This window comes from Mesorhizobium sp. J18 (assembly GCF_007829525.1).
Classification (GTDB): Bacteria; Pseudomonadota; Alphaproteobacteria; order Rhizobiales; family Rhizobiaceae; genus VLJP01.
In genome coordinates, this window is sequence record NZ_VLJP01000081.1 from 1 (window position 1) to 3,876 (window position 3,876).

The 3,876-nt window shown below is 51.1% G+C and carries 5 protein-coding genes; 1 reads left to right on the plus strand and 4 read right to left on the minus strand.

Going from position 1 to position 3,876, the window contains the following annotated elements; all coding sequences use genetic code 11:
- From L598_RS20470 to L598_RS20480, 3 genes are all read right to left on the minus strand, one after another.
- The coding region (locus L598_RS20470) for a transposase (RefSeq protein ID WP_144861970.1) at window positions 1-184 on the minus strand (184 nt) is incomplete at its 3' end.
- Window positions 185-312: 128 nt separating this feature from the next.
- A complete protein-coding gene (locus L598_RS20475) occupies window positions 313-1,230 on the minus strand; it encodes a polysaccharide pyruvyl transferase family protein (RefSeq protein WP_144865727.1) in 918 nt (305 codons plus the stop codon).
- The gene (locus tag L598_RS20480) at window positions 1,230-2,108 is read right to left on the minus strand and encodes a hypothetical protein (RefSeq protein ID WP_144865729.1); all 879 of its coding nucleotides are present in this window, start codon (window positions 2,106-2,108) and stop codon (window positions 1,230-1,232) included. The genes L598_RS20475 and L598_RS20480 overlap by 1 nt, the downstream gene beginning before the upstream one ends.
- 185 nt (window positions 2,109-2,293) lie before the next feature.
- On the opposite strand from L598_RS20480, the gene L598_RS20485 reads away from it, so the two are divergent.
- On the plus strand, window positions 2,294-3,703 hold the full coding sequence (locus L598_RS20485; RefSeq protein ID WP_144865731.1) for a glycosyltransferase family 2 protein: 1,410 nt from the start codon (window positions 2,294-2,296) through the stop codon (window positions 3,701-3,703).
- Here the strand turns inward: L598_RS20485 and L598_RS21665 are convergent.
- On the minus strand, window positions 3,688-3,876 hold a 189-nt coding region (locus tag L598_RS21665; RefSeq protein ID WP_210245034.1), incomplete at its 5' end, for a hypothetical protein. The genes L598_RS20485 and L598_RS21665 overlap by 16 nt on opposite strands.

The window sequence follows — 3,876 nt, forward strand, 5'->3', positions numbered from 1 at the left end:
GCTTCAGTTCCTTCAACTGATCTACGCCCATCCCACCATATTGCTTGCGCCAGCGGTAATAAGTCTGTTCGACAACGCCGATCCGCCTGATCGCATCAAGACGGGACAGGCCTTGCCCCATCAGAACCTCAACCTGCCGCAACTTCGAGACAATCTCTTCCGGCTTCGGTCGCTTGTTGGCCATTCTCGATCCTCCGTTTCCTAATCATAACGGCGGACCACTTCACTGGGGGAGGATCATACCGGATATCTGCAAAGCAGGACAATATAGGACTTTGAAGCTGCGCCTGGTGCCTTACTGGAAGTGTCTTATTACCGACTGACGGCAGACCCCTTCTGTAACGCTGTCGTAATTTCGTCCTTCGCAAGACGTAACAAATCAGTGCGTTCCCGGCTTATATCCACTGCCGGCGGATTCCAGTCGATCTCGTCGAATTTGTCGGGCGTATAGATGGGCAGCAGCTTTTCGACCATGCTAAACCGGGCATCGTTCCTCATTCGGCAAATAATGACGGGAATTCCAAAGGCCATACACGGTGTTGCGACGTGATGAAGTGATGTTAGAACGAGTGTTGCTTCTCTGCAATATTTCTTGAACAAAGCCTGCTCATACAGTTCCGCCTCGCGGCGCATTTCTGCATCGAAAGGAAATTTGCTGGCGTGAAAACGATGGTAAATCAGTTCTGCATTGTTAAGAAGTCTGCTTGGAGCTTTCTTAATCGCCATGGGCGGAAGATATCCGGCACCGCTCCCATAGACGACTAAAAGCTTGGGCGTCTCAGGTTTGTCGGCTCTGTTTGGAAGCGTGAGCGTAAGGCAGCCGGTCGTAAAAGCCTCTATTCCAAGCTTCCTTATCCGCGCAGTTGTGATCTCATCACGACAACCGATTGGCTGGTATCTCCTCAAAAGCTCTTGCTGTTCGGCGATGACGTTCTCGGGAGCATGGAAGCCGATGAACACAGGAATGATCCCGGCCGGCAGTGGAAATGAGTTCCGGTAGAATACACCGTTCATGATAAGAAGTGTTTTTCCACCAGCGTATTCCGGGAGAGTGTCCCGGTTAACTTCGACTATATTCATATCATCTATACCTAATTGCTTGTATATTCTTCTTACAGCAATTGACTGCGCATTATCTCCGAGATTAACGTCATAATAACCATCAATTTCCAATTGTTTTGGAAAATTTAAAAATCCATCATATCCAAATGTAAGGACGCCGAATTTCATTATATTGAAAACCTGAATTTACTAAAAATCATGCTTTTCTTGACAGATCGTTCATCGGGCCAGTGAAATTCTCCTCCCTTTTCTTTCAAGCGCTTCCTCACCCTCATAAGAACCTTGTAGTCGAACATCAAGTCGTGTCCGAACCAAACACCATCTCTGGAGAAGCCAAACAAATTTGTTCCAAATAAGCTGATTCGAGTAACCCCGCAGAGCTCAAGCATCAAAACGATTCGCGTCCCCGTAAGAAGGAGGTCAAAATTACTGAACCCGATAACATTCTTTCTTTGCCTTGCGATTGAGAAGAGAAGACGAAGTTCTTCAGCATCAAAGTATGAGCAACCGATTTCGTAGATTTCGGCAGGAGGGGGCGCGACCAAAAGGCGTTCAAGATGCCCCTCGGCCTTCAGCCACCGGTAGGAATCGACGGAGATATGGAAAGGTGATGCGGCCCAGAGTTGGCTTCCGGCTCTTGCCAATTCGGCGAACCGAGGGTTGGGTGCCAGTTCGCCGTCTGCCTTTCGCCGAACAACCAGCCATGGATGCCCCGCCCAGATTGTTGTTTTAACCCCGTCGTGCTCTGAAGCTCGATTCCAGTTTCGCATTGTGGAAATGCGGATGACCTCGTCGCAGCCGTCAATCAGCTTCCCGGAGTTTTGAACACAACCGTTGCCGACTACGGCGACCGATTTTCCGGCAAGATCCGACGGCATGCCATAACGATGGGTTGAAACCAGGATCCTTGTGCGAGGATCTGTGTCGGGAAGGGGGTCGGATTCGTGAATGAATTTAAGACCAAACGACCGCTGGTAGCTTGCAAGCCCGATTGGTTGCCGTTGCGTATAGTCTCTTGAACTGCTCGAACCTTTATGGGCATTCATGGCATTATTTTTAGGAGGCCTCCCCTTTGTTGTTTTTGAGGTTAAGTTGTTGCGCGCTGATCAGACCTGAACGACCCTACATATGTAAAGGCATGAACAGTCGATTCGCATGGCCGAAACTCGCATGTCAACCGCCAGCAACAGCGTAATCGACCGTATCATTTAATCGAGAGGGATAGCCTGCCTTGTCTGTTCGCCGAGTTCAGCAGATCTGCTTACGTGACCTGGCTGACTATCTTCAGCGTGCTACCGGCCGCACTTTGATCCTGGAAGCTGGCGACGCGCGGAACTGTGAAGTAGCGCACATTCCCCCGGCAGGAGGTGAGGTCGACATTGCCGGGCTTGCGAACGAGCAGGCAGTGATTATCGGCATTTTCAGCGATAAGAGCGGCTGGGCCGGCCAGTTGGGGTCCCTGGTCGCGTCGTTGGCGCGAGGCGCCTTGTTGTTGATGGCGGTCCCCGATCCAGACCCCGGTCCGGACCTGGGGGAGAGATTTCCACGCGCATTTCTTGACCACCATACCACTCTCCTTCATGCCCGGAATCTGCCACCGGTCTATGTCGGTCGCATTCTGGACATGGGCGGCAAGCGCTGGATAGTTTCGCTCCACGACCCCGCGATCACCAGTGCGATCAAAGAACTGGCCAGCCAACCGCACCGACCGCTGGCCATTTTGGCCGCCTACAATGAAAGCGATGTGATCTCGGAAGTGGTCCTGGATCTACTGGACCAGGGATGTGACGTTGCGGCAATTGACAACTGGTCAAACGACGGCACTTGGGAAATCATCAAACGGCTCAAGCAGCTGCATTCCGACCGCATCCATTGCGAGCGCTTCCCCTCGGATGGGCCGGCACGCTACTATGAATGGAAAAAAATTCTCATCCGTAAAGAAGAAATTGCGCTGTCCAATCCGGGACGATGGATTATTCACACGGATGCCGATGAAATCCGACGATCTCCATTCGCGAATACCACTCTCGCACAGGGATTGATGATCGCTTCGCACCTGGGGGCTAACAGAGTGAGTTTCAATCTCATAAACTTCAGGCCCGTCGAAAATATAGAGAATGCAACATTCTCAATAAATAATATGAGATATTTCGAGTTCGGCGATCAACCCGGACATTTTGTCCAGGCGAAAGCTTGGTTTCAAGGCGCTGCCAGAGTGGATTTGTCGAACAGCGGCGGACATGTAGCAAGATTCCCGTCTGCTGTTGAGTTTCCCTACAAATTTCTCCTCAAACACTATCCCATACGTTCCCAGTGGCATGGGATGAGGAAGGTTCATATCGACAGGCGTGCGCGTTGGTCTCCCTTTGAAAGGGAAAAGCTTCGTTGGCACAGCCAGTATGACAGGCTTTCCGAGTGGACCGATTTCATATGGCCCAAGGATAAAATGGAATATTTCGATGAGGAATTCTGGGAAAATTACGGAATTCTTGTCTTCAGCGATCTGATGAAAGACAAGCGCCGCCAAGAGCAATCTGTAAACGGGGAGAGACCCGGACAGGATAATCATGGCCGGAATAAAGCTCATTCCCTCGAGACTGAGGAAGACGGCCATGCGACCGGATATCATCGAGAATTATAAGTCGCCACCGCCGCATGCGATCCGCTCAATCTTCCACAACCCTGATCAGCCTGCCCCGCAATTCTTGGCTGCATGGCAATGATCCTCCCCCAGTGAAGTGGTCCGCCGTTATGATTAGGAAACGGAGGATCGAGAATGGCCAACAAGCGACCGAAGCCGGAAGAGATTGTCTC